This is a genomic window from Micromonospora arborensis (assembly GCF_003205615.1).
GTDB lineage: Bacteria > Actinomycetota > Actinomycetes > Mycobacteriales > Micromonosporaceae > Micromonospora > Micromonospora arborensis.
In genome coordinates this window covers 1-20,781 of the sequence record NZ_PYBV01000025.1, presented here as the reverse complement: position 1 = coordinate 20,781, position 20,781 = coordinate 1, and the positions used below count along the sequence as shown (strand labels likewise).

The 20,781-nt window shown below is 67.4% G+C and carries 18 protein-coding genes; 7 read left to right on the top strand and 11 right to left on the bottom strand.

Going from position 1 to position 20,781, the window contains the following annotated elements; genetic code table 11:
• Positions 1–146: 146 nt before the first annotated feature.
• Positions 147–653: a hypothetical protein gene (locus C7C45_RS34495; RefSeq protein WP_244200460.1), complete on the bottom strand. Its 507-nt coding sequence runs from the start codon at positions 651–653 to the stop codon at positions 147–149.
• A gap of 176 nt (positions 654–829) precedes the next feature.
• Positions 830–1,504 carry a hypothetical protein gene (locus C7C45_RS19845; protein ID WP_110565189.1) on the bottom strand — a complete coding sequence of 225 codons (675 nt, stop codon included), beginning with the start codon at positions 1,502–1,504 and terminating at the stop codon, positions 830–832.
• Positions 1,505–1,523: 19 nt separating this feature from the next.
• Here C7C45_RS19845 and C7C45_RS19840 point away from each other — a divergent pair, with 19 nt between their 5' ends.
• The 3 genes from C7C45_RS19840 (at position 1,524) to C7C45_RS19830 (ending at position 3,269) form a co-directional block, all read left to right on the top strand.
• Positions 1,524–1,886, top strand: coding sequence for a VOC family protein (locus tag C7C45_RS19840; protein ID WP_244200459.1), 363 nt, complete (start codon positions 1,524–1,526; stop codon positions 1,884–1,886).
• A 298-nt stretch (positions 1,887–2,184) separates the two neighbouring features.
• Positions 2,185–2,634: a group II truncated hemoglobin gene (locus C7C45_RS19835; RefSeq protein WP_110565187.1), complete on the top strand. Its 450-nt coding sequence runs from the start codon at positions 2,185–2,187 to the stop codon at positions 2,632–2,634.
• 173 nt (positions 2,635–2,807) lie between these two features.
• Complete coding sequence (locus tag C7C45_RS19830) at positions 2,808–3,269, top strand: DUF6924 domain-containing protein (RefSeq protein WP_110565186.1); 462 nt, start codon at positions 2,808–2,810, stop codon at positions 3,267–3,269.
• A 203-nt stretch (positions 3,270–3,472) separates the two neighbouring features.
• Here C7C45_RS19830 and C7C45_RS19825 read toward each other — a convergent pair whose 3' ends face one another.
• Positions 3,473–4,300 carry an alpha/beta fold hydrolase gene (locus C7C45_RS19825; protein WP_110565185.1) on the bottom strand — a complete coding sequence of 276 codons (828 nt, stop codon included), beginning with the start codon at positions 4,298–4,300 and terminating at the stop codon, positions 3,473–3,475.
• Between the two features lie 83 nt (positions 4,301–4,383).
• Between C7C45_RS19825 and C7C45_RS19820 the strand changes: the two genes are divergently transcribed.
• Positions 4,384–4,923 carry a PadR family transcriptional regulator gene (locus C7C45_RS19820; RefSeq protein ID WP_110565184.1) on the top strand — a complete coding sequence of 180 codons (540 nt, stop codon included), beginning with the start codon at positions 4,384–4,386 and terminating at the stop codon, positions 4,921–4,923.
• 185 nt (positions 4,924–5,108) lie between these two features.
• Here the strand turns inward: C7C45_RS19820 and C7C45_RS19815 are convergent, their stop codons facing one another.
• Positions 5,109–5,990: a serine hydrolase domain-containing protein gene (locus C7C45_RS19815; RefSeq protein WP_110565183.1), complete on the bottom strand. Its 882-nt coding sequence runs from the start codon at positions 5,988–5,990 to the stop codon at positions 5,109–5,111.
• A 156-nt stretch (positions 5,991–6,146) separates the two neighbouring features.
• Here C7C45_RS19815 and C7C45_RS19810 point away from each other — a divergent pair, with 156 nt between their 5' ends.
• Entirely contained in the window at positions 6,147–6,380 is a 234-nt protein-coding gene (locus C7C45_RS19810) for a hypothetical protein (protein WP_110565182.1), read from the top strand.
• Positions 6,381–6,672: 292 nt separating this feature from the next.
• On the opposite strand, the gene C7C45_RS35120 is transcribed toward C7C45_RS19810, so the two are convergent.
• The 4 genes from C7C45_RS35120 to C7C45_RS19800 form a co-directional block, all read right to left on the bottom strand.
• Positions 6,673–7,149 (bottom strand): hypothetical protein, encoded by a 477-nt coding sequence (locus C7C45_RS35120; protein WP_244200458.1) that lies wholly within the window; start codon positions 7,147–7,149, stop codon positions 6,673–6,675.
• A 79-nt stretch (positions 7,150–7,228) separates the two neighbouring features.
• The gene (locus C7C45_RS35115; RefSeq protein ID WP_244200457.1) at positions 7,229–7,891 is read right to left on the bottom strand and encodes a helix-turn-helix domain-containing protein; all 663 of its coding nucleotides are present in this window, start codon (positions 7,889–7,891) and stop codon (positions 7,229–7,231) included.
• Complete coding sequence (locus tag C7C45_RS34145) at positions 7,878–8,039, bottom strand: hypothetical protein (RefSeq protein WP_167454754.1); 162 nt, start codon at positions 8,037–8,039, stop codon at positions 7,878–7,880. The genes C7C45_RS35115 and C7C45_RS34145 overlap by 14 nt, the downstream gene beginning before the upstream one ends.
• A gap of 125 nt (positions 8,040–8,164) precedes the next feature.
• Positions 8,165–9,352 carry a helix-turn-helix domain-containing protein gene (locus C7C45_RS19800; RefSeq protein ID WP_110565181.1) on the bottom strand — a complete coding sequence of 396 codons (1,188 nt, stop codon included), beginning with the start codon at positions 9,350–9,352 and terminating at the stop codon, positions 8,165–8,167.
• Between the two features lie 485 nt (positions 9,353–9,837).
• On the opposite strand from C7C45_RS19800, the gene C7C45_RS33665 reads away from it, so the two are divergent.
• A complete protein-coding gene (locus tag C7C45_RS33665; RefSeq protein ID WP_146247353.1) occupies positions 9,838–12,513 on the top strand; it encodes an NACHT domain-containing protein in 2,676 nt (891 codons plus the stop codon).
• A 149-nt stretch (positions 12,514–12,662) separates the two neighbouring features.
• Here C7C45_RS33665 and treZ read toward each other — a convergent pair whose 3' ends face one another.
• From treZ to glgX, 3 genes are read right to left on the bottom strand one after another with little or no spacing between them, the layout of a single operon-like run.
• On the bottom strand, positions 12,663–14,387 hold the full coding sequence (gene treZ, locus C7C45_RS19795) for a malto-oligosyltrehalose trehalohydrolase (RefSeq protein ID WP_110565180.1): 1,725 nt from the start codon (positions 14,385–14,387) through the stop codon (positions 12,663–12,665).
• Entirely contained in the window at positions 14,384–16,690 is a 2,307-nt protein-coding gene (treY, locus tag C7C45_RS19790; protein ID WP_110565179.1) for a malto-oligosyltrehalose synthase, read from the bottom strand. The genes treZ and treY overlap by 4 nt, the downstream gene beginning before the upstream one ends.
• A gap of 1 nt (position 16,691) precedes the next feature.
• Positions 16,692–18,809 carry a glycogen debranching protein GlgX gene (gene glgX / locus C7C45_RS19785; protein WP_110565178.1) on the bottom strand — a complete coding sequence of 706 codons (2,118 nt, stop codon included), beginning with the start codon at positions 18,807–18,809 and terminating at the stop codon, positions 16,692–16,694.
• Between the two features lie 334 nt (positions 18,810–19,143).
• Here glgX and C7C45_RS19780 point away from each other — a divergent pair, with 334 nt between their 5' ends.
• A complete protein-coding gene (locus C7C45_RS19780; RefSeq protein WP_110565177.1) occupies positions 19,144–20,595 on the top strand; it encodes a glycosyltransferase family 4 protein in 1,452 nt (483 codons plus the stop codon).
• Positions 20,596–20,781: the final 186 nt, after the last annotated feature.

Below are 20,781 nucleotides of genomic sequence, written 5' to 3'. Positions count from 1 at the left end.
TCACTTGGCTGCGGCGTTTGGCGTGGCGTGGGCATGAAGACCGGTGGCGGGTCGTCCTGGACGAGGCGGTGACGCGTGGCGTTCGCTGTGAGTCGAAACGACGGGCTGACGACGACTCGTCACGGGTCCCGTTGGACGAGGTCCGGTCAACGGGTGAGGCCGACAGGCGTCGCCAGTCGCGCCACGCCGGCCGGCGCCGGCTGCGCGCGGGCAACCTCGGCGATCACGGTACGCGCCAACGGCCGGCACCGAACCTCAGCCGGCGCGACACTGTCCGCCTCCACCAGCGCCCGTGCCGCACCGCGCAGGTCACCCACCTGGAGGTACGCCCGCGCGACGTCAACGAGGTGCGCGCCCCGATACTCGACCGGCAACCGCCGCCACCCCTCCCGCCGCACCGCGAGCACCTGCGGTCGGACCGTCCGAGACAGCTCAATGACCCGACCGGACTCGCCCTGCTCGGCCGCAATGGACATCTCCCACAGCCCGACATTGGTTGGTCCGAACCCACAGCCGTTGAAGCCCGCGCCGGCGGCCGGATCCCCGAGTGTCGCCGCCTCGGGAGCCGCCTCGACAAGGTGATCGCGAGCTACGTCGAAACGACCGCTGACTGTCGACGTCAACGCGGCCGAGAGATGGAGCTGTCCGAGCATCTGTCGCACCCGCTCGTCGGCGGCATCAGCTTGCAACTCGGTCAGCGATCGGTCGGCGGCACGCGCTGCGACCGATGCGGACTCGATCGGCAGGCTTCGCGCACAGGCGAAACGGGAGGCTGCAATCCACGCCGAGTCGCGACAGCGGCCACCCCGGCGGACCCCCGTTCAGAGCACTAGAAAGGGGGGTTGTCGTAGGTGCCCTGCTGCGGCTCGTAGGCCAGCTCCGCGGACTCCGTCCGAGGAAGGTCGTGCTCACCCCAGTAACGCAGGTTGAGCACCGCGGTTTCGGTGTGACGCCAGTGCGGGTCGGCGGCGATGGCGGCTCGGACGCGGGCGGACAGGACCGCGCGGTGCGGGGTGAGTTCGGGTGCGGAGGCCAGGTTCACGGCGGCGATGAGGGCGGCGTCGCGCACGTTCTCGTCGGGATCGTCGAGGCAGGCGGTGACCACGGCGTAGAGTCGCGGGCGGAGCGGGCCGCCGATGTTCTCGCCGCCGGCGGCGTCATCGCCGAACCACTCCCGCCACTGGACACCCATCGCGTATCCGAGCCGGGACAGCCAGACCAGCAGTGCGGCACGCAGCGGTCCGTCACCGTATTCGCGGGTGGGGCCGGGCTCTGCCCGGACCCGCGGGTCGGCCAGCGCCACGGCGACGAACCGGGCCGCCGCGGGTGTCGCATCGTAGATGGTGCCCTGGTGAAACAACTCCTCCCACAGATGGGAGAGAGCCCGCCGCGCGTCGTCACGGTCACCGGTCAGTAACCCCGTCAGGAGTCGCGGCGTCTCCGGCCAGGCTGGCCCGTGGCTGTGTGCCAGTGCCCGCCAGTCGGTCTGTTCGAGAACGCACATCGTCGCTATGGTCGGTGTCGTGGAGACACTGGGCCGACTTGCCGGAGTCACGGTCGACTGCCGGGATCCGCAGCGACTGGCTGACTTCTGGTCCGTGGTGCTCGGAGGACGCGTGACGGAGTCTCTTCCCGGCTGGCGGCGCGTCACTGTCGCCGGGGGCGGCCCGGTGCTGACATTCCAGCCGGTCCCGGAGCCCAAGGCCGGCAAGACGCGACTACACCTCGACATCGCCGTTACCGACGTTGACGAAGCGGTCGATCGGATCGGGATGTTGGGCGGGCGGTGGACAGGTGAACGGCATGACTACCAAGAGGGCGCAGTCCTCGTCATGACCGACCCGGAGGACAACGAGTTCTGCGTCGTGCAGTACTACCGGGTGTGATCTGGTTAGACTTTCGACCGAGCATCCGAGACCTGCTGATGGCGTCGTACGCACCGTCGTCGTTGCACACTGATCACAAGCGGCCGCGAGAGCGTGGAGCCGTCGACACACTCTTCTGCCGCGAGGCGCGCTACGCAGTGTCCCGCCGAGCTGGCCTGAGTGCCGTCCGGACGTGCCGATGACCGGACGTTGCGGTTTTGCGTAGGGCCACCATGGTCGTCACAACGAGGTACGGTCGCAGCGACCAGTTTCAGGGTGCGTACCCAGTCGCTCAGTCCAGGCAACGAAGGACGACTCTATGTCCACTTTGTATGAGTTCGCCGGCGGCGACGAGTCGCTGCATCGTCTGGAGGAACTGTTCTATACCAAGGTGCTGGACGACCCCGTGCTGCGCAGCGTGTTCCCCGCTCGCCAACCGAGCCATGTCGAACACCTCACGTGGTTCACCGCCGAGTCCTTCGGCGGCCCCGACAGGTTCACCACCGGACTGGGATTTCAGTACATCATTGACGTCCATCGCCATCTGAAGATCACCGACGAGCAGCGGGAGCGGTTCGTCGCCCTTTACCTCGAAGCGATCGATGAAGCCGGCCTACCGAACGATGACGCTTTCCGCGCGGCCGTGCGCGAACACCTCGAGTTCGGCGCCCGCGTGGCACAGCAGAACTCGCATGCCGAGAGCGACGACCAACTGCATCCGATCCGTGAGGTTCCCGCTTGGACGTGGCCGCGACAGTCTGAAAACTGACGGGAATCCGCGAACCCTGACGTCCGCAAGGCTCCCTCCGGCCGGCTGCCACGGACGTCCGCACATGCCGCGATCCGCTCCCTACACAGCGTCATGGCCAGGAGTTGGCCGGCGTGCTGTCAAGCGCCGGCGAGTGCCGCTCGATGTTGCCGACTTGGCCTATCCTCGTGTGCGTGGTTGAGCGCATGTGGCACCAGAGCCCCGATGTTTCCCTGGTCATCCGTACCGACTTTGCTCATTCGCGGGAATGGATAGAGATTCAGGAAGCGATCGTTGAACCACAGACAGACGGCGGGTTCACTGCGTTCGTAACGTTCGTCGATGACCATGCGTACGACGGAATTACGCCGGCGCAACTGCTGGAGACGGTGCCCGCAGACGTTCACCATGCCGTTGCCTTCCTCGTCGATGCGAAGGCGCTAACGCACCCTGACCGGCCGATTCTCGCAGTCAACCTCTATGACTACGTGGAAGATCTGGAGGATCCGGGCAAGGGGCCCCAGTACGGTGCCACGTTCCGAGTCGTGCCATCCGAGATGTGGTCGGTTCAGAATAACCTCACGATCTCGAACATGGACTGGGAAGAGTTCGCCGGCAATGTGGATGCCGACGGTGTCTTCCGCGGCTTCGAGTAGCGCGTATCCCGGCGTACGGATTTGCCGCGATCCGGTCGCTACGCAGCATCACGGTGTGCAGCGACGCCCCCGGCTCACGGACATGCCGAGAAGAGGGCATCCGCATCCAACCACTCAGAGCCCGGTTGTGACGGTTTCGGCCGTCCGGCGCCGGACGGTGTGACCCCGATATGCGGACCCGTGTTTCCCGCTCGCGATCGTGATTAGACGAGCCCGCAGACGATGTTGGCTACCTGGTCAGGCATCGACAGGAACGGCGAGTGTGATGCGTCGAGTCCTAGCACGTGCGTTGGGTTGCCGGGGAAGGCCGCATCGGCGTCGGCGATGAACCGTTCCTGCACGGCGGGAGGGATCACTACGTCCCTGTCGGTCTTGATGTAGGTGCGCGGGACTGAGCCCCAGCCGTGTGCGGTGAGCATGGTCGAGCCCAGGGCGATGCCGATTGGGGCATCGGGACTCAGTAGCGAGATCGCCGCGTCGACCAGCATCGGGGCGACGTCGCCGTAGAAGATGTCGCGCAACGCCTGGCGGTAGTCGGGATCGGGCGAGCCGACGTCGAGGCGCAGTGCCCCGACTGCCGCCGGATCGGCCCGCAGCGCTTGAGACAGTTCCGGGGTATGCGCGTGCGCGAGCGCCGGGGTGCCAGACGCCGGCATGAAGGCGGCCAGGTATACCGCGTGGGAGACGAGTTCCGGCGCCTGTTGTGCCGCTCGGGTGAGCACCGTTCCTCCCATGCTGTGCGCGACCACGGTGACCGGACGCCCGCCGCCCAGGTGCTTCATCTGCTCCACCAGGAAGTCGCTGGCCTCGTCGAGGTCGATGCCGGCGACGGGGGACGACGCGTTGACCAGCGCCTGCGAGTCGAAGGGTCGGGCGGTCGCTGCGGCTGGGCGGCGGGCGCGCAGGCCGTGGCCGGGTAGGTCGATGGCGGACCCGACGCGTCCGGCACGGGCCACGTGGGCGAGGACCTCAGTCCAGCACCACGCGGCGTGCCAGAAGCCGTGCACGAACAGGATGGGGGTGGCGGTCATAGGAACTCCTTGTAGCGACGGAAACACCTCCAATCTGACACCTACAGTTGTACCTGTCAAGCTGGAGGTGTCAGACTGGCGGCATGTCGTTGCGCCATGCCCTGCTCGGATTGCTGGACGACGGTCCCGCCAGCGGCTACGACCTGACCGCACGCTTCGAGAAGTCGCTGCACAAATACGTCTGGACCGCCCGGCAAAGCCACGTCTACCCGGAATTGAACCGAATGGCCGACGACGACCTCATCGCCGTCGGCGAGCAGGGCGCCCGTGGTCGCCGGACCTATACGATCACCGATCTGGGCCGGGCGGAACTCCGCGCCTGGCTGCTGGCCCCCGCCTCCGCCCGCGCCGTGCGCGACGAGCAAGTGCTGCGCATGTCGCTGCTGTCCACTCTCACCACCGACGAGGCACGCCAGCTCGTTCGCGGCTACCTCGCCGACGCCGAGACAGGGCACGCCGAACTCATCGACATCGCCGCCGCGGCCGACGCCGAAGCGCACCCACGCGGACGGCTTCGCTTCGGCCGACTGGCCATCGAATACGGCATCCGTAGCTACCAAACACAGCAGGAATGGGCCCGCTGGGCCCTAGAGCAACTGGAAGCATCCGCCACAGGCGACTAAGCGCACCGGCTGTACCCATGTCGGTCTTGCCGCTGATATGGCACACCGACCGTTCGGGCTGTCACGTACCGTGGCCGACTCCCGCCGCGGTTCAGCGTCCGGAACTAGCCGATGAGAGCATGCCGGTCGGCGGGTTTGGCGGATCTTTTCCGAACCCTGGTGGGATCTTGGCCCGTGAGAAGGACCTAACCGACGACAGGCGTAAGGACCGTGGCGTCTGTCGCCTCGGTATTGCTGAGAACCACGATGCGGCGACGTGATTCCAGGATGTTCGCGGCGAACGCGATGAAGCCCGCGTTGTGGCCATCGTGGTGCCACCACTGCCGGCCCTGGACCTGTCCGACGAAGACGCCGTAGCCGTAACCGCTCGTTTCCGGCCCCCTGCCGGTGCGCACCTGTTCGGTCAACATCAGCGTCCGATACGGCTCACTCAGCAGGCGGCCGTCCTGAAGGACATCGAGCCGGACGAGCAGGTCACTCGCCGTCGACCAGACATCGCCCGCGCCCATCCCGACCGCCTCCAGTTCCCAGGTTGGCAGCGGCTCACCCGCAGCGTCGTGGCCCCGCGCCACATCTAGCCGTCCGCCAGGTGCGCCAGCGAACGTCTTGTCCAAGCCGAGGGGATCGAAGATTCGGTCGGCGAGGAATGTGTGGTACGGCGTTCCGGCCGCCCGTTCTACGGCCTGAGCCAACAGCACGTACGCCGGGCTGCTGTAGCTCCAGCCTGCGCCAGGTGGGTGCCGGAGCGGCACACGGTGGAAGGTCTCCCGGAGTTGGTCCGGCTTGACCCACTCAGCCAGGTTGATCATCGGGTAGTCCCGCCAGTGGCCGAGGCCCGACGTGTGAGTGAGCAAATGGTGCAGCGTTATGCCCTGCCACTCGTTCGGGCAGTCATCAATCCAACGGCCGACGGGGTCGTCGAGGCCCAGCGTGCCGTCCTCGACCAGCAGCAAGACGGCGGCGGGGGTGAACTGTTTGCTCACAGACGCAAGCTGATACCGGGTCTGCGTTGTCGCATCCACGATGAGAGCATCATCTTGCCGCACCAGGATCTCTGCGCGCACCATGGCATCGACCCTAGAGACCCTCGTGGGGTCACGGCTAGGCTGAGTCGACCAACATCCGGATCTGCCGCCGAGCGGGCGCCCGTTCCGTGCCGTCGGGGGGTGGGGCGGACGCCCGGCCGATGAGCGTATGTTGGGAGCAGCGAAGGGCGGATCGCCGTGATCCCGACACTGATCATGTTCGGCCTTATATTCGGACGCTGGTGGCGGTTGTCGCTCATCGCCGCCGCTCTGGGGTGGCCAGTCCTGCTCGCCGCCGACGACGTGATGAGTGTCGGGCCGGGGTTGCTCGGCGCGTCTGGGCTCGCCATAGCCAACACCGGCGTCGGCGTGTTGATTCATCAGGGCATCCTGCGAATGATGCGCGTGCTGAGAACCGAGCAGGACCGTTAACGAGGCAGTCCGGTCGGTGATGCGGCTGTCTGGGCCGCCAGAGGTCAGCCGGTCGGTGCGGCACCGGTCCGGTCCGGTCCCGCAGAACGCCTCCACGGGCAACGACCCCGAGAACGCACGCCTCTGCCGCAATCCGCGTGCCACCGCCACTGAACGACGCCCGTCACGAGCGGCTCGGCCTGGCCGCCCGGCTGCTCGGCGCATCCCTCGGCGCCGCACCCCCGTCACCCGGTCCACCGTGACGCCCCGGCGTGACCCTTCGCCGTCGCCGTGCGCCGGAGCAGTCGGCCAGTCACCGAGTAAGGCCGACAAGCGTCGCCAGTCGCGCCACGCCGGCCGGCGCCGGCTGCGCGCGCGCAACATCGGCGATCACGGTACGCGCCAACGGCCGACACCGAACCTCAGCCGGCGCAACACTGTCCGCCTCCACCAGCGCGCGGGCAGCGCCACGCAGGTCCCCCACCTGGAGGTACGCCCGCGCGACGTCCACCAGGTACGCGCCCCGACACTCGACCGGCAACCGCCGCCACCCCTCCCGCCGAATCACTGTCGAGTGCCTGTGCAGCGCCTCGTCTGCGTCACCCCATTGCGCCACCACCACCCGAGCCAGGTCGACGGCGATCGACCCGAAGCTGGTGCGGTGCGTGTCGTCGTACCCCCGAAGGTGTGCGGCAACGCCCGCGGCCCGGTCAATCAACTCGTCGGCCCGCCGGTGCTCCCCACACCCGCCGGCGGCGAGCGCGGCCTGCACCAACAAAGCCCCACCCACCGCCCTCCCCCGGCCCTCTCCCCCGTGATCAAGAGGTTTGCGGGCGGTTTGATCTCCGAAACTGACGCAAACCTCTTGATCACCGGAGCGGGTTGCGGGTGGAAGGACACGGTTGGCGGCGGGGAGCAGGGCGGCCAGGGCCAGGCGGTCGCGGTCCTGGGCGCGCAGCGCCCAGGACCGCGATGGTGGCCGTTGCCGACAGGATCTGGTTGTCTCCGGCGGTGGTCATCGCGCGGTCGGCGGCCAGCCAGGCCAGGTCGGCCTCGCCGAGCTTTACCAGCAGCGACGAGGTGATCCGGTAGGCCTGCACCAGCAACTCCGGTGACTGCGCGGCCTGGGCGGCGTCGAGCAGACCCGGCAACAGCCGCACCAACTGCCCGTAGTGCGCGTGCTGGTAGGTCAACCAGGCGTACCCGACCTCCCGTCGCAGCTCCTCTGGCGGCTGGACCGCGGCATGCGGGGTGTCGTAGCGGGCGAGAGCGGCCCGGATGTCGTCCACCCCTGCTGGCGCGCCGGCCGGGGTGCTCGGCTGCTGGCCGAGCAGCACCTCCGGGTCGATTCGCAGGACGTGGGCCAGCTCCTGGATCACGGAGTACCGGTCCAGGGTGCGCACGCCCCGCTCCACCTTGTCCACCCAGCTCTTCGACCTACGCAGCCGGTCGGCAAGCATCTGCTGCGTCATAGACCGCCGCACCCGCCACCGGGCCACCCGGCGGCCGATCGGGACGTCATCGCTGGTCACGCCGCCACCGCCGGTCCGGGACCGCGCGGGTCGTGTCGTCCACGGGTACGCGCTCCGCCTCGGCCTGAGCGAGGAGGCGCTGCTTGGCAGCCTCCCGCTCGGCCGCCTCACCCTTGTTATCCGGAGCGTTGTCGTCCTGCCCGCTCATCCCCGCCTCCTCTGTCAGAGGCCCAGGAGGCTCGCTATCAACCGCCGCCGTCCCAGGCCGTCAGGACGTGCTCACGTCCCAAACCGGACAGTAGGGCGAATTGGTGACGCGGTGATTACCGCCAGTTATGCGGCCAGGGTGATGCCGATGCGGCTGGCGAGCAGGCGCAGCTCGTCGGGGATGGCTCGGCGCTGGGCGCGCTGGGCCAGGGTCAACACGGCGTCGCGGGCGAGAGGGTTGATGGAGAACGGGATCGGCGCAGCCCGCTCGGCCTGCACGAATGCCGCGAGGGCCTCAACGTCTCGGCGGCCCCCGTCGGCCAAGGCGCGACCGAGGTCGAGCCAGTAGGACTGCTGGCGGATCGATGCTGCGAGCACCTGCGGCCGGACCGTCCGAGACAGCTCGAGGACCCGGCCGGACTCGCCCTGCTCGGCGGCGATGGACATCTCCCACAGTCCGACGTTGGTTGGTCCGAACCCACAGCCGTTGAATCCAGCCCCGTCGGCCGGATCCCCGAGGGTGGCAGCCTCCCGTGCAGCCGCCGCAAGGTGATCGCGGCTGACGTCCAGGCGACCGCTTACGGCCGAGGTCAGCGCGGCAGAGAGGTGGAGTTGGCCGAGCATCTGCCGGACCCGCTCGTCGGCGGCGCCGGTCTGCAACTCGGCCAGCGACCGATCGGCGGCACGGGCCGCGACCGATGCGGACTCGATCGGCAGGCTTTGCGCGTATGCGAAGCGGGACGCCCCGATCCAAGCTGGGTCTTCGGTGTCCTTCGCGACCGACACAGCGAGACGGGCGGCATTGAGAGCCAGGTGGCGGTATCCGAGGTTCCGCAGGCAGGTGGAGGCTTGGTAGGCGACCTGGACGAGCACGTTGCCTCCCACGGCAGCGGCTTCGAGCAGGAGGCTGGGCAGCATGCGAGCCATCGCCGGGAAGTTGCACGAGGTACGGAGCTGCTCGGCGCGGGCAATCTCGGTCGTCAGCCGTTCCGTTGTGTAGGTCGACGGGCGGCGCTGGCCGTCCTCGATCTCGATCAGGGCCGACCAGATCACCGGCACGCACTCGGCGGCGGTCTCGCGGGCCGGATCACCAGACTCGGTGCCCTGGCCGAGCAGGTCGGCCACCGTGACCTGGAGCGCGGCAGCAAGCGCGACCAGAGTGGAGCGACGGTCGATGGTCTTCCGACCCGACTCGACCTGCGACACGTACGACTGGGTGACGCCGGCGAACCCGGCGAGGACGGCTTGCGTCATGCCGCCCCGGCGCATCCGCCAGTACCGGATCCTGGCGCCGATGGTGTCCGGCCTATGCAACCTGCCTCCGTCCGGTCAGGTAGAGGACGGGATAGCGGCCTGGACCGCTACACCCACTCGATTGGACGGTACACCGGCAAAGTGTCCGATCGCGACGGTGAGCCCCTGCCGCAACGTCGCCCTGCCCTACCTAGCACCGCGTGCCGATGCGCAAAATCCATCTACCGTCGCACGCGCGGCATTGACCGCTCTGCCACGTGGTGAGCCAGCCTTGTCACTCTTGGCGCACTGCCGCATGGATGCTTGCGCAGGGTCTTGACTCCCGAGACAATCCGTGTCGTGAGCCGGACTATAGGCACGTTGTTACGTGGACCGCAGACCGCAGACCGCAGAGTGCGTGATCATGAACCAACGGGTGCGGGCGCGCAAGCTGTCCCGGTCCTGGCGCCGGCAGGCGTGAGCTCCGACCTTGACGCTCTTCACGCGGAGGCCTTGGCACTCCTTATCGATTTCACCCACAACACTTTGCAACGTAAGAGGAGCCGATGCGTCGTGATTTGATGTTCACATTCCAAGGTGCTCTGACCGTTCTAGGAAAACACGACCGAAGTGGACTTGACCGCCTCGACACACTGCTGGGAGGCGCAATCATGGCGAGTGGTCTCGCCGTGGGCGGCGCTGCCTTGGCGCTGGTCGATCCAAAGAATGAGGCAATCAAGCTTCTCGGGCGACTACTTGACCGGATCGACCAGAAGATCGTTGGCACGACTGGGCATACTCGACACGAGTTGATCATCGCCGCACACACAATACTTGCCGTCTCCTCATTCTTTGACGCGCTACGATATGAGCTCGGCGAAGATTATCCTCCCCTAGAACTGACAGCCGGAGAGATGGAAGATCTCACCATCCCGAAACCAAAAGGGCTTGGGCTACAGCATCTTTCGCTGGTTGAGCAATTGATTGACGGGCAGGTCGAATCACCATCCGCCGTCCTGGGCTTCAAAGAGAATTCCGAGCGCAACGTCAGACCGTATCTAGCCCATCTCAGCAGGCGCACCATACGCTTTCTTGAGGGCCTGGCTGCATGGCAATCAGCTCGACAAAGATTAGGAGATCTCGACCGCCGATTAGCAGGCCAAGCGCTAGGCCGATACCAAGACGGCTACCTTCGCCTGGCCGCCGAGGTACCTGAGTTTTATATGTGGGCAACGGTGGGTGAACATGCCGCCACTCGTTTCGAGGTGCGTGGCCTCCGTGATGATCTGCGTGCCATCGCCATGAACCACTCGCAGGCCCTCAGCGCGGTCAGTGGCCTCTTACGGATAATAAATACCAATGACCCCCCGCCGGCCACTGGCCAGATATTTAAACTCGCTCGCAGCACAAAGAAGGTGTTGGAACGCCCGCTGTTCACCTCCGACCACAGCCTGTCGTACGCACCGCTGAGATTTCCCCGTGTGGTGGACGGATTTGTAACGCCACGCTTCCGCCTCGCCGTGTACACAGAGGGCGCACAGCCCGCGGTCGAGGGGTGGTGGGCACGTCACCCAGTCCGCACTGACCTAGATGCATTTTTGTCAGCACAACTGGCCAGCCCGACAAGCACGGAACGACCAATGCTAGTCCTCGGCCACCCAGGATCAGGAAAATCTCTCCTGACGGAAGTCTTGGCCGCGCGACTTCCGCCAAACGCATATACAACGCTTCGAGTGCCGCTGCGAGATGTATCGTCTGACGCCCCCATTCACCTGCAGATCGAGGAAGCGGTCGGCCGAATTATCCACGAGCGAGTGGAGTGGTCCTCCCTGTCTCGCGGCGCGCCGGGCACCACACCGGTAGTATTGCTTGATGGATTTGATGAACTGATCCAGGCGACCGGAGCCTCTCGGTCGGACTATCTGCTTCAACTTGCCGATTTTCAGCGACGTCAAATCGAATGGGATCAGCCCGTTGCTATCCTGGTGACGACTCGAACATTAGTGTCAGACCGTGCAGAAATCCCACCCGGCAGCCTCTTAGTCAAACTTGAGGATTTCGATGAAGATCAAATCGATATTTGGTTGAATGCGTGGAACGCAGCTAATGCTTCGACGCCAGAATATCGCAGCTTAGACAGATCGACACTCGCACGACATGCTGATCTAGCACGGCAGCCACTACTGCTCACGATGCTCGCCCTGTACGTCGCGGACCCTGACGCATTAGACCTCTCGGATAAATGCCTGTCGCAAGCTCAACTCTATCAGCGACTACTTGACGTTTTCGTTCGCCGGGAAGTTCGCAAGTTGAGCTCCGGGAAATTCTCAAGCCACAATGAGGATCTCGCTTCACGCCGTCGAAACCTCGCCATCACCGCCTTCGCCATGTTCAACCGCGGTCAATTGCACGTGACAGGGCAGCAACTTGAAGCTGACTTCGTGGCTCTATTAGATTCAGACGCTGAGGCGTTTCGCCCAACGGCCTATCATCGCGCCGAATCATTAGTCGGCCAGTTCTTTTTCGTTCACACCTCAACCGCTGACGAACATGAAAGAACGCGCAGGCGTCGAACTTACGAATTCCTGCACGCCACGTTTGGCGAATACCTGATCGCGGAGCACCTCCTCATCCTCATGTCCGAAGTATCATCTGATCATGCAAGATCCCTTCAGGCCCTGCTGTCCAAGGACGCTTTAGCCAAGCGGGGACCAATCCTCGAGTTCGCTCGTGACCTTTTTTCCACGACCACTCAGACTGGCCGAGAGAATGCCTTAGGCCAACTGGCCTCACTAATACGAGAGTCGCGCAAGCCGAGCCAACTGGGAATCCGTCACGAGAGCTACATACCTGCTCGGAGAGACTTACTTGGTCAACTCGCGGCACTGATGGCAAACCTGATCGTACTACGCGTTGCTTTAGACCCCGCCCCCGTCCCATTGCTTAGTCTAACCCCATCGGGCGAAGAGGCCTTGCCTTGGTGGCGGTCGACGGTCCGCCTCTGGCATGCCGGCCTAGATGTGGAGGGATGGCAGTCAACAGTCCGATTCATATCTATCACACCCGAGCACCAACTCATTCGACGAGGCGCATTTTCTCCGGTCGCGTCGAATTACCGCCAGCCGGGCGGCATTAATGTCGACCCTTATATCGCGGAAGCAGAGCTGGTGGTCGAGCCAGAACTCGAATCATGGCTGCGGACCGGCAAGCTAGCCACGGATACAGGGCGGCGGCGTCCATAAATTCGTCGCACTTGACGTCAGCCGGCGCGAACGTTGCTGTCTTGCGTGTCGAACCGCCGCCGATTTGCAAGACGTCGGGAGGGCCTTCGCCATCACGAGGCGACTGCTTTCACGGGATAAACATGCCGAGGACTATGGGGGTCTACGACTCATAACGCCACTATCGCCGCCGTCTCCGCCGGCAACTGGATCCGGTCCCGCATAACGGTGACCCCCTCCCCCGTAGCCAGCAACACCCGCCGAGCCACCCCAGGCAGGCTCACCCCCTGCCCCCGCCCAGCCAGGTTCGCGACAACCAGCGTCTCCCCCCGCCGCATCACCAAAAACTGGTCCCCATGCTGCACAGAAACAGCGTGCAACCGAGGATCAGACAGGTCCGGCAGAGACCGCCGCAGCCCAATCAACCGCTGGTAGAACGCCAACATCTCCCGATGCTCAGGCTTGTCCAGCTCCGCCCAGTCCAACCGCGACCGCACGAACGTCTCCGGGTCCTGCGGATCAGGCACGTCGCCCTCAGCCCACCCGTGCGAAGCAAACTCCCGCCGCCGCCCCAGCGCCACCGCCGTAGCCAGCTCCGGCTCCGGGTGCGAGGTGAAGAACTGCCAAGGCGTAGAAGCCGCCCACTCCTCCCCCATGAACAACATGGGCGTGAACGGCGCGGTCAACAGCAACGTGGCACCAACCCGCAGCAGCGAAGGCGACAAAGAAGCCGAGATCCGATCCCCAGTAGCCCGGTTCCCAATCTGATCATGGTTCTGCAAGTACGCCACGAACCGGTGCCCCGGCACCCGAGGATCAACAGGCCGCCCATGGTGCCGGTTCCGGAAGCTCGACCAGGTCCCCGCGTGGAAGAACCCCCCAGTCAGCACGTCAGACAGCGTCTCCAGTGACCCGAAGTCCCCGTAGTACCCCTGCCGCTCGCCGGTAAGGAGCGTATGCAGCGCGTGGTGCGCATCGTCGTTCCACTGCGCGTGCAGCCCGAACCCACCAGCCTCGCGCGGCGTGATCAACCGTGGATCGTTGAGGTCAGATTCGGCGATGAGCGACAACGGCCGCCCCAGGTGCGTCGACAACGACTCGACGGAAACAGCCAGCTCTTCCAAAAGCGGAACAGCGCGGGTGTCGGGCAGCGCGTGCACCGCATCCAAACGCAGCCCGTCGACGTGGTAGTCGCGCAGCCACATGAGCACGCTGTCGGTGATGTAGCGGCGTACCTCGTCGGATTGCGGCCCGTCCAAGTTGACCGAGCGGCCCCAGGTGTTGCTCTGCTCGGCAAGGTAGGGGCCGAACCGCGGCGCGTAGGCCCCGGAGGGCCCGAAATGGTTGTAGACGACGTCGAGGATCACCCCCAGGCCGCGAGCGTGGGCGGCGTCGACGAACCGTTTCAGGCCGTCGGGGCCGCCGTAGGGCTGGTGCGGTGCGTACCAGCAGACGCCGTCGTACCCCCAGTTGTGGTCGCCGTTGAAGGCGTTGACCGGGAGCAGTTCGATCAGGTCGACGCCCAGCGACACCAGGTGGTCGAGGCGGTCGATGGCCGCGTCGAAGGTGCCTTCCGGGGTGAAGGTGCCGATGTGCAGCTCGTAGAGGATGCTGCCGGGCAGTTGCCGGCCGGTCCACGAACTGTCGGACCACGCGAAGGCGGCGTGGTCGTAGCGGCGGCTCGGCCCGTGCACTCCCGCAGGCTGCCACGGTGACCGGGGGTCGGGCAGTGGGGTTTCGTCGTCGTTCAGCAGAAAGGAGTAGTCGAGGCCGGCGTCGGGTACGTCGACCCGCCACCAGCCGTCGGCGGCGGCGCGCATCTCGTGGTCGGCGTCGCCGGTCAGGCGCAGCCGGACGCGGGTGGCGTCCGGTGCCCACACGGAGAATTCGGTCATGAAGCAGCCTCCACGGAAGCGGTGGGAGGAGCCAGCAGTGCCACGGGGTAGTCGGCCAGGAGGTCGTCCAGAGGCGTCTCCCCGCCACTGTAGACCCGGCCAGTGAACAGGTCCTTCACCTCGTTAACGGGAAGCGACAGGTTTGTGTCACACCACCCACCAGCGCGGGTCAGACCGAGCGGCAGGCGGGTCGCCACGGTGATCGCGCCGCCCCGGTCGAACGCCACCACGTGTCGGCCCACCGGCCCGTGTGCGGGCACCGGCCGGTAGCCGGTGAACAGTTCCGGGTGTGACCGCCGCAACCGCAGGGTCCGCGACACGACGAGCAGCTTCGCCGCGCCGTCTGTGTCGATCGGGGGACGCCAGCCGCCGTCGAGCCGTGCCAGCATCTCTCGGCGTACGTCGAAGTCGACCGGGCGGCGGTTGTCCGGGTCGACGAGGCTGTTGTCCCACAGCTCAGTGCCCTGGTAGGTGTCCGGCACACCGGGCATGGTGAGCTGCACGAGCTTCTGCCCGAGCGAGTTGGACCAGCCGGCCGGGGCGATCGCCGCGGCGAATTCGGTCAGTTCGTCGTGCAGGCTCGGGTCGTCGTACATGAGGTCGATCACGGCGTGCATCGCCTGCTCGAAGGCCTGGTCGGGGTCGGACCAACTGGTCGAGGCCGCGGCCTCCCGCGCGGCCTTCTCGGCGTACGCGTGCAGCCGCTCCCGCTCGATCGGCCACGCGCCGACGGCGGTCTGCCACAGCAGGTGGGCGAACGACTTGTCGGGCAGTGGGGCGTACTCCATCCAGGTTTTGACCTGCTCGGCCCACTGGCCGGGCAGTTCGCTGAGCACGGCGAGGCGGGCGCGGACGTCCTCGCCGCGTTTCGTGTCGTGGGTGGAGACGGTGGTCATGCTGGCCGGCCAGCGGACGTGCCGGGCGGCGGCGAAGCGGTGGAACTCCGCCGGCGGCACCCCGAAGTGGGCGGGGCTGCCGCCGACCTCGTTGAGCGCCAGGAACCGGGTCCAGCGGTAGAACGCGGTGTCCTCCACCCCCTTGGCCATCACCGCGCCGGTCAACTGGGGAAACCGTTGGGCCAGCTCGTCGTGGGGGTCGCGCAGCCGGCGGGTGACCGCGTCCAGGGCGCCGACCAGGTCGGGGCGGCGGCGGCCGGCCTCGGAGCGGGCGGCGGCGAGGTGCCGGGCGCCGTGCGGCGGGTAGCCCCGGTAGACCGCGAACGCGGCGGCCAGCTCGGCGAGCGCGGCCCGTGCCGCCTCGGCCGGCACCTCGGGGGCGAGCGCGGCGAGGCGGGTCAGCTCGGCGGCGAGCAGCTTCGTGGCGGCCGCGAGCTTGGTGTCGTGGGTCAGGTTCTCCCAGGAGGTGTGGTGGCCGGCCAGTTGGGTGTCCAGCACCGTGAAGTCGCCCTCGGCGTCGGTGTCGACGAAGAGCCCGTTGACCGCGGCCAGGGCGTCGTAGCCGGTGGTGCCGTCGACCGGCCAGTCCGGCAGCTCCTCGCCGTACTCCAGGATCTTCTCCACCACGAGCCAGGCCTGCGGCGCGGCGGCCCGCAACCGGGTGAGGTAGCCGGCGGGGTCGCGCAGCCCGTCCGGGTGGTCGACGCGGATGCCGTCGACCTCACCGGCGGCGGCCCAGCGCAGGATCAGCTCGTGGGTGGCGGCGAACACCGCCGGGTCCTCTACCCGCAGACCGGCCAGGCCGGAAACCGCGAAGAACCGGCGGTACGTCAGCTCGGCGTCACCCCGACGCCAGGAGACCAACTCGTAGTGCTGCCGGTCGTGCACCTCCCGCGCGGTGCCGTCGCCGGTGCCGTCGGCGACCGGGAAACGGTGCTCGTGGTAGCGCAGCTCGGAGTCGACCAGCTTGAGGTCGTCCAGGGCGGCCGGGTCGTCGGCCAGCACCGGCAGCAGCAGCCGGCCCCGGTCCCAGTCGATGTCGAACCAGTCGGCGTACGCCGAGTCGCGCCCCCGGCGCAGCACGTCCCACCACGCCGGGTTGGCCGCCGCGACGGCGACGCCGGCGTGGTTGGGCACGATGTCGACGACCAGGCCGAGCTGCTTGTCGCGCAGCGCGTACAGCAGCCGCTGCCGGGCCGCCTCGCCGCCCAGCTCGGGGTTGACCGCCCGGTGGTCGACCACGTCGTAGCCATGCGCCGAGCCGGGCGTCGCGGTGAGCAGCGGGGCGGTGTAGAGGTGGCTGACGCCCAGGTCGGCGAGGTAGTCGACGATCTCGGCGGTGGCGTCCAGGTCGAAGCCGGGCCGGACCTGGATCCGGTAGGTGGCCTTGGGAGGGGTGGCCGCCATGTCAGTTCATCCTCTCCAGCACGACAAGGGAACGGTCCGGCACCCGGATGGTGCCGCCCGCGCTGATCACCGTGGCGTCGTCCGGTTCGGGTTCGGCCGTGCTGATCACCCGTTCCCATTTCTGGCCGTACTCGCTGCCGGGCATGGTGAAGTCCAGCGGTGCGTCGTGGGCGTTGAAGCAGAGCAGGAACGAGGTGTCGTGGTGGCGCTGGCCGTACTGGCCGCGCTCGCGGATGCCCTCGCCGTTGACGAAGAGCGCCACCGAGCGGCCGAAGTCGTTGCCCCAATCTTCGCCGGTCATCTCCCGCCCGTCCGGGGTGTGCCAGGCCAGGTCGGGTAGCGGCTCGTCGATGCCGCGGCCACCGACGGGCAGGCCGGTGAAGAACCGGCGGCGGCGGAACACCTGGTGGCGTTTGCGGAACGCGGTCAACGTCTGGACGAACTCCAGCAGCTGTTCGTCGACGTTGTCCCAGTCGACCCAGGCCAACTCGCTGTCCTGGCAGTAGACGTTGTTGTTGCCGTGCTGGGTGCGGCCCAACTCGTCGCCGTGGCCGATCATCGGCACCCCCTGCGACAGCATCAACGTGGCCAGGAAGTTACGCCGCTGCTTGGCCCGCAGGGCGAGCACCGCCTCGTCGTCGGTGTCCCCCTCGACCCCACAGTTCCAAGATCGGTTGTGGCTCTCGCCGTCCCGGTTGTCCTCGCCGTTGGCCTCGTTGTGCTTGTCGTTGTACGACACCAGGTCGTTGAGCGTGAACCCGTCGTGCACGGTGACGAAGTTGATGCTGTGGAACGGGCGGCGGCCGTCGTCCTGGTAGAGGTCGGCGGAACCGGAGATCCGGGACGCGAACTCGGCGAGGGTGGCCGGCTCACCGCGCCAGAAGTCGCGCACGGTGTCGCGGTACTTGCCGTTCCACTCCGTCCACAGCGGCGGGAAGTTGCCCACCTGGTAGCCGCCGGGGCCGACGTCCCACGGTTCGGCGATCAGCTTGACCTGGCTGACCACCGGGTCCTGCTGCACCACCTCGAAGAAGGTGGACAGGCGGTCGACCTCGTAGAACTCGCGGGCCAGGGTGGCGGCCAGGTCGAAGCGGAAACCGTCGACGTGCATCTCGGTCACCCAGTAGCGCAGCGAATCCATGATCAGTTGCAGGGAGTGCGGGTTGCGTACGTTGAGGCTGTTGCCGGTGCCCGTGTAGTCGACGAAGTAGCGGCGGTCCTCCTCACTGAGCCGGTAGTAGCTGGGCGCGTCCACGCCCTTGAAGCTCAGCGCCGGGCCGAGGTGGTTGCCCTCGGCGGTGTGGTTGTAGACCACGTCGAGAATGACCTCGATGCCGGCCGCGTGCAGGGCCTTGACCATGCCCCGGAACTCCTGCACCTGCTGGCCGAGCCGGCCCAGCGCGGAGTAGCCGTGGTGCGGGGCGAAGAAGCCGATGGTGTTGTAACCCCAGTAGTTCTTCAGCCCCAGATCCACCAGACGGTTGTCGTGGATGAACTGGTGCACCGGCATCAACTCGATCGCGGTCACCCCGAGTTGGGTCAGATATTCGATCATCGGCGGGGAGGCGATGCCCGCGTACGTGCCGCGCAACTCCTCGGGGATGTCCGGGTGGCGCATGGTCAGCCCGCGTACGTGCGCCTCGTAGATGACCGAGTGGTGGTAAGGGGTGCGCGGCGGCTTGTCGTTGCCCCAGTCGAAGTACGGGTTGACGACCACCGACTTCGGCATGAACGGTGCCGAGTCGGTCTCCGACATCCGCTCCGGCTCCGCCAGGTCGTAGTCGTAGACCGCCGGGTCCCACGTGACGTCACCGTCGATGGCCTTCGCGTACGGGTCGATCAGCAGCTTGTGCGGGTTGCAGCGCAGCCCGTTCGCCTGGTCGTACGGGCCGTACACCCGGTAGCCGTACCGCTGCCCCGGCTCGATGCCCGGCAGGTACGCGTGCCACACGTAGGCGTCCACCTCGCGCAACTCGACGCGACGCTCCGCGCCGGTGTCCCACTCGTCGAACAGGCAGAGCTCGATGCGTTCGGCCACCTCGGAGAAGATGGCGAAGTTGGTGCCCATCCCGTCGTAGGTGGCCCCCAGGGGGTACCGCTCGCCCGGCCAGACCTGCATGTCGCTCCTTCAAACCATGGTCATGTGCGCGCCCGCGCCACGAACGCGCCGGCAGAGGCCGCCGGCGCGCACGCGGGTATTGCCCCCCGCTCCGGCGCGCCAATCCATCCTTTCAGGCGGTGACCGGAAACCACCTGTCTGATGCGCGCTACACCCTTCGGGTGTCCTCCGTCACGATGGCCCTTTTCGAGGTGCGTTCTTGGGCTCGATGCACTTTCCTTGACCGGGGACAAGCGTCCGCGCGTGTCCCGCCAGGCCCTCGGCCACCCCTTACACCTCTCACTCCGCCGCCACTGACGCCGGCGCGCACCACCATGCATGGACGGAGATTGATGTGACGACCCTGCGGGTCGACGAGCAGCTCGCTGCCACCAAGGACCGGGCCCACCGGCCCACGCTGACCTCCCGCCCCCAGCTCCCTGCGCAGCCCGGTCCCGGTCTGGGCGTGCAGCCCGGCACGCCCGCGCCGACGCAGTCCGGCCCCGGGGTGCCCCCGCAGACCCGCCGCATCCTCATGCTGTCCTGGGAGTACCCGCCGGTGCTCGTCGGCGGCCTCGGCCGACACGTGCACGCCCTCTCCGTCGCCCTCGCCGCCGCCGGCCACGAGGTCACCGTCGTCACCCGCCACACCGAAGGCGCACCCCTGGAGGAGTACGCCGACGGCGTCCGCATCCTGCGCGCCCCCGAAGACCCGGTCACCTTCCCCCTCGCCACCGACTCCCTGCTGGCCTGGACCATGGCCTTCAACCACACCCTCACCCGCACCGCCCTGCGCGCCACCCAGGCCGGCACCTACGACGTCATCCACGCCCACGACTGGCTCGTCGCGCACACCGCGATGACGTTGCGCGACCACCTGGACATCCCGCTGGTCAGCACGATCCACGCCACCGAGGCCGGTCGGCACCAGGGCTGGCTGCCCGAGGAGATGAACCGCACCATCCACGGCGTCGAGCAGTGGCTCAGCAACGAGTCCGGCCGCGTCATCGTCTGCTCCGGTTACATGCGCGACGAGGTGAACGCGCTGTTCGGCGTACCGGCCGGACGGGTCGACGTGGTCGCCAACGGCGTGGAGCCGCACCGCTGGCGCGCGCCGGCAAGCGCCGTGGCCGCCGCCCGCGCCCGGTTCGCCGGGGACGGCCCGCTGGTCACCTTCGCCGGCCGACTCGTGTACGAGAAGGGCGTCCAGCACCTGATCGCCGCGCTCCCCCGGCTGCGCGAGCGGCACCCCGGCCTGCGTGCCGTGATCGCCGGCGACGGCCCGTACCGTGCCGAACTGGAAGCCGAGGTGCACCGCCGCGGACTGGGCGGCATGGTCACCATGCCCGGCTTCCTGGGCGGCGACGACCTGCCGGCCCTGATGGCCGCGTCCGACTGCTTCGCGGTGCCGAGCATCTACGAGCCGTTCGGCATGGTGGCCCTGGAAGGTGCCGCCGCCGGCGCACCCCTCGCCGTCGCCGCCACCGGCGGCCTCGCGGAGATCGTCGAGCCGGGCGCGACCGGAATGACCTTCCGCCCGCACGACCCCGACGGGCTGACCGACGCCGTGGACGCGCTGCTGTCGGATCCCGACGGTGCCCGCGACATGGCCCGCCGTGCCCGCCGGATGGTCAACGACCAGTACGGCTGGGCGGCGATCGCCCAACGCACCGCCGCCAGCTACGCCGCCGCCATCGCCACCGACGCCACGTTCACCGCCCAGCGCGCCGAGCAGCGCATGGCCCAGGGCCGTACCCTCCCGGCGCTCCCCGAGGGCAACCTGCTCGCCGCCGCCGGGCTGCGCTGATCGACCGGGATCCCGCGCAGGACCGACCCGCCGCCAGGCTGCGCTGATCGACCAGGATCCCGCGTAGGACCGGCCCGCCGCCGGCTGCGCTGATCGACCGTGAGTCCGCGTAGGAACGGCCCGCCGCTTGATCGACTCCATGTCGCCGATGTTGCGGTTTCCCCGCGCGGCGGTTTCAAGCGGCGG

Bases quoted from the DNA above. Each gene is read 5' to 3' on its own strand.
- C7C45_RS34495 (WP_244200460.1), bottom strand. From the start codon at position 653: ATGCTCGGACAGCTCCATCTCTCGGCCGCGTTGACGTCGACAGTCAGC.
- C7C45_RS19845 (WP_110565189.1), bottom strand. From the start codon at position 1,504: ATGTGCGTTCTCGAACAGACCGACTGGCGGGCACTGGCACACAGCCAC.
- C7C45_RS19835 (WP_110565187.1), top strand. From the start codon at position 2,185: ATGTCCACTTTGTATGAGTTCGCCGGCGGCGACGAGTCGCTGCATCGT.
- C7C45_RS19825 (WP_110565185.1), bottom strand. From the start codon at position 4,300: ATGACCGCCACCCCCATCCTGTTCGTGCACGGCTTCTGGCACGCCGCG.
- C7C45_RS19820 (WP_110565184.1), top strand. From the start codon at position 4,384: ATGTCGTTGCGCCATGCCCTGCTCGGATTGCTGGACGACGGTCCCGCC.
- C7C45_RS19815 (WP_110565183.1), bottom strand. From the start codon at position 5,990: ATGGTGCGCGCAGAGATCCTGGTGCGGCAAGATGATGCTCTCATCGTG.
- C7C45_RS34145 (WP_167454754.1), bottom strand. From the start codon at position 8,039: ATGAGCGGGCAGGACGACAACGCTCCGGATAACAAGGGTGAGGCGGCC.
- C7C45_RS33665 (WP_146247353.1), top strand. From the start codon at position 9,838: ATGCGTCGTGATTTGATGTTCACATTCCAAGGTGCTCTGACCGTTCTA.
- treZ (WP_110565180.1), bottom strand. From the start codon at position 14,387: ATGACCGAATTCTCCGTGTGGGCACCGGACGCCACCCGCGTCCGGCTG.
- treY (WP_110565179.1), bottom strand. From the start codon at position 16,690: ATGGCGGCCACCCCTCCCAAGGCCACCTACCGGATCCAGGTCCGGCCC.
- glgX (WP_110565178.1), bottom strand. From the start codon at position 18,809: ATGCAGGTCTGGCCGGGCGAGCGGTACCCCCTGGGGGCCACCTACGAC.